Source organism: Bacillus sp. Leaf49, from assembly GCF_001426125.1.
Taxonomy (GTDB): Bacteria; Bacillota; Bacilli; order Bacillales; family Bacillaceae; genus Bacillus; species Bacillus altitudinis.
In genome coordinates this window covers 1-4,413 of sequence record NZ_LMRK01000016.1, presented here as the reverse complement: position 1 = coordinate 4,413, position 4,413 = coordinate 1, and the positions used below count along the sequence as shown (strand labels likewise).

Sequence of the window (4,413 nt, the reverse complement as noted above, 5' to 3'; positions counted from 1 at the left end):
CAAGTTCCAAATTTTATTCCTTCTCTACAGCCAAACGCCCAAGGCAGATGAACAGAAACAAATTGATCGTTGAAGAAGCCAATCGGCAATATAAGCCAGCATGGATATTTCTCACGTTGACAGTAAAAAACGTTGAGGGTGATGATCTGAAACAGACCATTTCTGATATGATGAAAGGCTTTAATAGATTGATGAAATATAAAAAAGTTGATTCTGCGGTGCGTGGGTATTTCAGAGCTTTAGAGATTACGAAAAATCATGAAGAAAATACATATCATCCGCATTTTCATGTGTTAATACCTGTTCGTACTAATTACTTTGGTAAGAACTATATTAATCAAAAAGAATGGACAAGCCTTTGGAAGCGGGCAATGAAATTGGATTACACACCGATTGTGCATGTGCAGCGGGTCAAAGGAAAAAAGGGAATCGATGCGGAAGCGATTGAAAAAGAAGTCCGAGAAGCAATGGAAGAACAGAAAGCTGTTTTAGAAATTTCTAAGTATCCAGTGAAAGATACGGATGTGATACGTGGGAATAAAGTGACTGAGGAGAATTTGGATACGGTCTATTATTTGGATGATGCATTAAGTGCCAGGCGCTTGATCGGTTACGGCGGGATCTTGAAAGAGATTCATAAGGAACTGAATTTGACTGATGCCGAGGGCGGCGACCTTGTTAGGATTGAAGAAGATGATGATGAGGTAGCCAATGAAACGTTTGAAGTCATGGCACGTTGGCATGTTGGCATTAAAAATTACATAATTAATTAGAAAAGCAGGCTTTTATTAGCCTGCTTTTCTATTATTATTATTATGTTACAGCACATACTGCAGCGAAAGCTATTCCGCATGCTGCCCCACATGTACCTCCGGCTACAGGCCCCATTAATGCATAGACAAGGCATATTTGTCCGCAAGCGACTAAACCTGCTGCAGAACATGCAAATGATTTGCCATTAAATTTAAATTTTTTCTTTTTTGATTTAGATGTTGATGCTTTATCTTCATCTTCTTTATTATCTTTTTTTGTGACTTTATTTGTATCGTAGTCTTTGTAGTTCATAATGTATTCTCTATTTTTTCCGTTGTCTTTACTCTTTTCTGCTACGAATTGTATTATTTTTTCAGAGTAGTTGTCGTAAATACTTGTTGTAACAATCGTTTCTTTTGTTTTTGTGTTTTTGTATACTTTATTGCTGACATAGATAAAAGTGCTGCCTTCATCTGTATCGGTAGTATATTTTATTTGAGGAATCTCTTTATCTAAAGCGAACTCTTCAAATTTTTCTTTCTTTAAGTTATTTCTTAGTTCTTTGATTTCTTTTACTTGTTTTTCTGCATTTTTTAATACTTTTAAATCTTTTTCTGTCATTTTTGATGGAGTGATGTTCTCATCTTGCATTAATTTTTTTTGTTCTTCTAAGATGTTTAGGTCTTTCTTTTCTACTGCATTTACAACAAGAGTGTTACTAAAAGTTAACATTAGAATGCATAGTGAAACTAAAAGTTTTGTGAATAATTTCATCATTTTCCCCTTTCATTTCCTTAAATTGTTATAGATTTAAAAATAACATATAATTTACCTTATTTTCAATTTATTATTTAAAAAACTTAAAGTTTAACAATTTATTAAAAGTATTTTAGAGGTTGTTTATTTCTGTTCTTTTATATTGCATATAAAATAATATTAAGGGAGTAAAAAAAATGAAAACAAATGAAAAGTTGAAAATTCTTAGAGAGAAAAACGGCCTAACAAGAGATGATCTAGCTTCCAAATTATTCGTAACCAAACAAGCTGTATATAAGTGGGAAAAGGGTATGAATTATCCAGATATTAATAATTTAATGAAAATCGCAGACATATTTGGAGTTAAAGTTGACGATTTGTTAGATGAGAGCCGAGATTTAAATAGTTTAAAGAAAGGGGATTTATCTATGCTTGATAATAAAGCTAAGAATAATTTGAAAGTTTATGTGAAGTTGCTTCCGTGGATTGGTCTCTTTTGTAGTATTGTTCTTTCGATTTATTTTTTTGTAATTGAGGGTGTAAATTATGATATTGGATGGGCTGTTTTATATTGTTTGATGCCCTTTTTAATATTTACTGCTATATCTATACCTGTAAGAATTGTAACTAGAAGACAGAGTAATTAAAATAAAAATCAGCTACCATAGATGGTGCTGATTTTTATTTTATTGATGTATAATATAACAATTATGAAATTTAGGAAATTAATGTTATGTGTATCAATCCTGTCTTTGGGTGCGTTTCACTTCCAAAATTGCCACCACTTTTTTTGTTGAGCTGTAGCAATCATTTTTTTTGTTTCAATGGATTCTTTCAAAGCGAGCATGAGATTTTCATCTCGCTTTTTTTGTTGTTCTTCAAATTGTTCGAGTCGTTTTAGGATTGCCTGATTGAATTCCTCTTGTCTTTGAATGAGATCGGCGACATTCACATCTTGTAGCGGTGTAGCGGTATCCGATATGGACAAGTTTGACCGATACAAGGTCGCTACAAGTTTGGCTACTTCTTCTAGTGATTTACCACTCAATTTAGAGTGTGTGTATATATACTCCATAGCGGATAAATCGGACTCATTATACTGACGCCATCCCTTAGTGTCTCTGGCGAAATTATAGCCGTTTTTCTCAAGCATGGCGGCGTATTTGCGTATCGTGACGCTGGAGACATTGAGCTTGTTTGCAATGTCTTGTGAAGAAAGGTAGGTTTCGGGTTTCATAGCGGGTTCACCTCTTTATGATTCATTCGCTATGGTATACGCTACGCCCTCCTAGATCAAAAGGCAAAATGTTTTTGTTTTGCGTAGCGGGTTGAAAGAGAAAAATTTTGATAAGTGTCGCTGGAGACATTTCGGAAAAGTGTGCACTTAAAAGGAGCGTTACTGTTTAAAAAATGGAGTGAAAAACATTCGGCATGAGTCAACGGTAAGCGGAACGAAAGTGAGCATTAAGGAGTTGACTCATTCACCACACCCAAAGCCTATTGATTCAAACAAACCTCGTTTGTTTGCGCCCGCCGAAGGGGCATCCCCCGAAGATCGGGGGTAGGGGGTTTGAATATTTGCGATCCAACGGGCTGACCGTTGGCGGGTTTGGGCAGAGCCCGAAAAGAGTCACTGGAGAACCAGTGCCCACTTATGCACCTAAATAGGTGCTGTGGGTTTTCTCTCCGTTCAAAGCAGAATGCGAGGCATTGTACCGTTGGCATGAAAGAGTCAAAAATGATAAGATTAAAGAAATATTTGTGCGTTTGTTTTGTTTGGCGAAGGTGCGCAGCGGAAGACGACGACAGTCGTCGAGTGGCAACGAAAAGCGAAGCACCTAGAGCCAAACGGGAACCCCCCCACTCTAACAGGGGGGGGTACTACGGAAGAAAAAAACAAATTGAAGCTAGTCATAGCAATGGATTGACTCGTTTTGAGTTTGTGGCAAGGATTTATTTGAATGATTAAATCTATAAAAATATCAAGGCTGTATTTCAAAAATGCCGTTGAGAGCGTTCAGATTAGATTCTGAGCGCTTTTATTTTTGTTCGGGTATTCAAATAGGGTGATGAGTTAAAAACGATTATAAGGGCTTTAAATGCGTTTTTTCGTTTTGTCTGCTATGATATGTTTTTGTGTCTTATTGGATGGAAAGTGCTTGTGGGACCTTAAAGTTTTGTTTTTTGTTGTGCATCATGTCCAAAAAAACAAAATAAAAAACCCCCATGGGGGGTTAGTGGTTTTTTGTTTTTGGTTTTAAAAAAAGACTAGCAATTTGCTGGTCTTTTTTTGCGATTTCAACGAAGTTGTAATCGTGTTTTTTCTTATCTTGATACATATAGAAACATTGAGATTTTCAAAAAGTATGATAAATTCAGTGCTGTCAATGGTTTAAAGGTAATTTGACAGGGAAAAACCCCGTCTGCTATTATTAAGTTACCACACCAAATAATAGATAGCTAGAGAACTAGCGGCAGAAGGGGTTTTTTCTTTGTTTTATTCATCTGAAAAGAATTATACCATCCTCGACGACAAAACCGCAACAGGTAAAAAGCGGGATTGGAAGGGGAAAAAGTTGAGATCGTCGCTTATGGCGGCTCACTATGAAGGACTTGAAAAGCGTACCGGTGCGCCTTACTACGGAAAAAAGGCAGAGAAAGTATGTGATTGTGCGGAATGTCTTGCGTTTAAGAGAGATAGAGAAACGGGCAGACTACGATTATATCAAGCCTATTTTTGTAAAGTGAGGTTATGCCCTATGTGTGCATGGCGAAGATCATTGAAAATTGCTTATCACAACAAATTGATCGTTGAAGAAGCCAATCGGCAATATAAGCCAGCATGGATATTTCTCACGTTGACAGTAAAAAACGTTGAGGGTGATGATCTGAAACAGACCATTT

Annotated in this window: 5 protein-coding genes; 3 read left to right on the top strand and 2 right to left on the bottom strand. The window is 36.3% G+C overall.

Features of this window, described 5'->3' with window-relative positions; all coding sequences use genetic code 11:
* The coding region (locus ASG46_RS09615) for a protein rep (RefSeq protein ID WP_056704297.1) at positions 1–773 on the top strand (773 nt) is incomplete at its 5' end.
* Between the two features lie 40 nt (positions 774–813).
* On the opposite strand, the gene ASG46_RS09610 is transcribed toward ASG46_RS09615, so the two are convergent.
* Positions 814–1,527 carry a putative immunity/bacteriocin fusion bifunctional protein gene (locus ASG46_RS09610; protein WP_046526812.1) on the bottom strand — a complete coding sequence of 238 codons (714 nt, stop codon included), beginning with the start codon at positions 1,525–1,527 and terminating at the stop codon, positions 814–816.
* A 179-nt stretch (positions 1,528–1,706) separates the two neighbouring features.
* Here ASG46_RS09610 and ASG46_RS09605 point away from each other — a divergent pair, with 179 nt between their 5' ends.
* Positions 1,707–2,156 carry a helix-turn-helix domain-containing protein gene (locus ASG46_RS09605; RefSeq protein ID WP_052141850.1) on the top strand — a complete coding sequence of 150 codons (450 nt, stop codon included), beginning with the start codon at positions 1,707–1,709 and terminating at the stop codon, positions 2,154–2,156.
* A gap of 116 nt (positions 2,157–2,272) precedes the next feature.
* On the opposite strand, the gene ASG46_RS09600 is transcribed toward ASG46_RS09605, so the two are convergent.
* Positions 2,273–2,746: a DUF3967 domain-containing protein gene (locus tag ASG46_RS09600; protein WP_056704295.1), complete on the bottom strand. Its 474-nt coding sequence runs from the start codon at positions 2,744–2,746 to the stop codon at positions 2,273–2,275.
* Between the two features lie 1,255 nt (positions 2,747–4,001).
* On the opposite strand from ASG46_RS09600, the gene ASG46_RS09590 reads away from it, so the two are divergent.
* A partial coding sequence (locus tag ASG46_RS09590) for a protein rep (protein WP_162242779.1) occupies positions 4,002–4,413 on the top strand: 412 nt, incomplete at its 3' end.

Bases quoted from the DNA above. Each gene is read 5' to 3' on its own strand.
- ASG46_RS09610 (WP_046526812.1), bottom strand. From the start codon at position 1,527: ATGAAATTATTCACAAAACTTTTAGTTTCACTATGCATTCTAATGTTA.
- ASG46_RS09605 (WP_052141850.1), top strand. From the start codon at position 1,707: ATGAAAACAAATGAAAAGTTGAAAATTCTTAGAGAGAAAAACGGCCTA.
- ASG46_RS09600 (WP_056704295.1), bottom strand. From the start codon at position 2,746: ATGAAACCCGAAACCTACCTTTCTTCACAAGACATTGCAAACAAGCTC.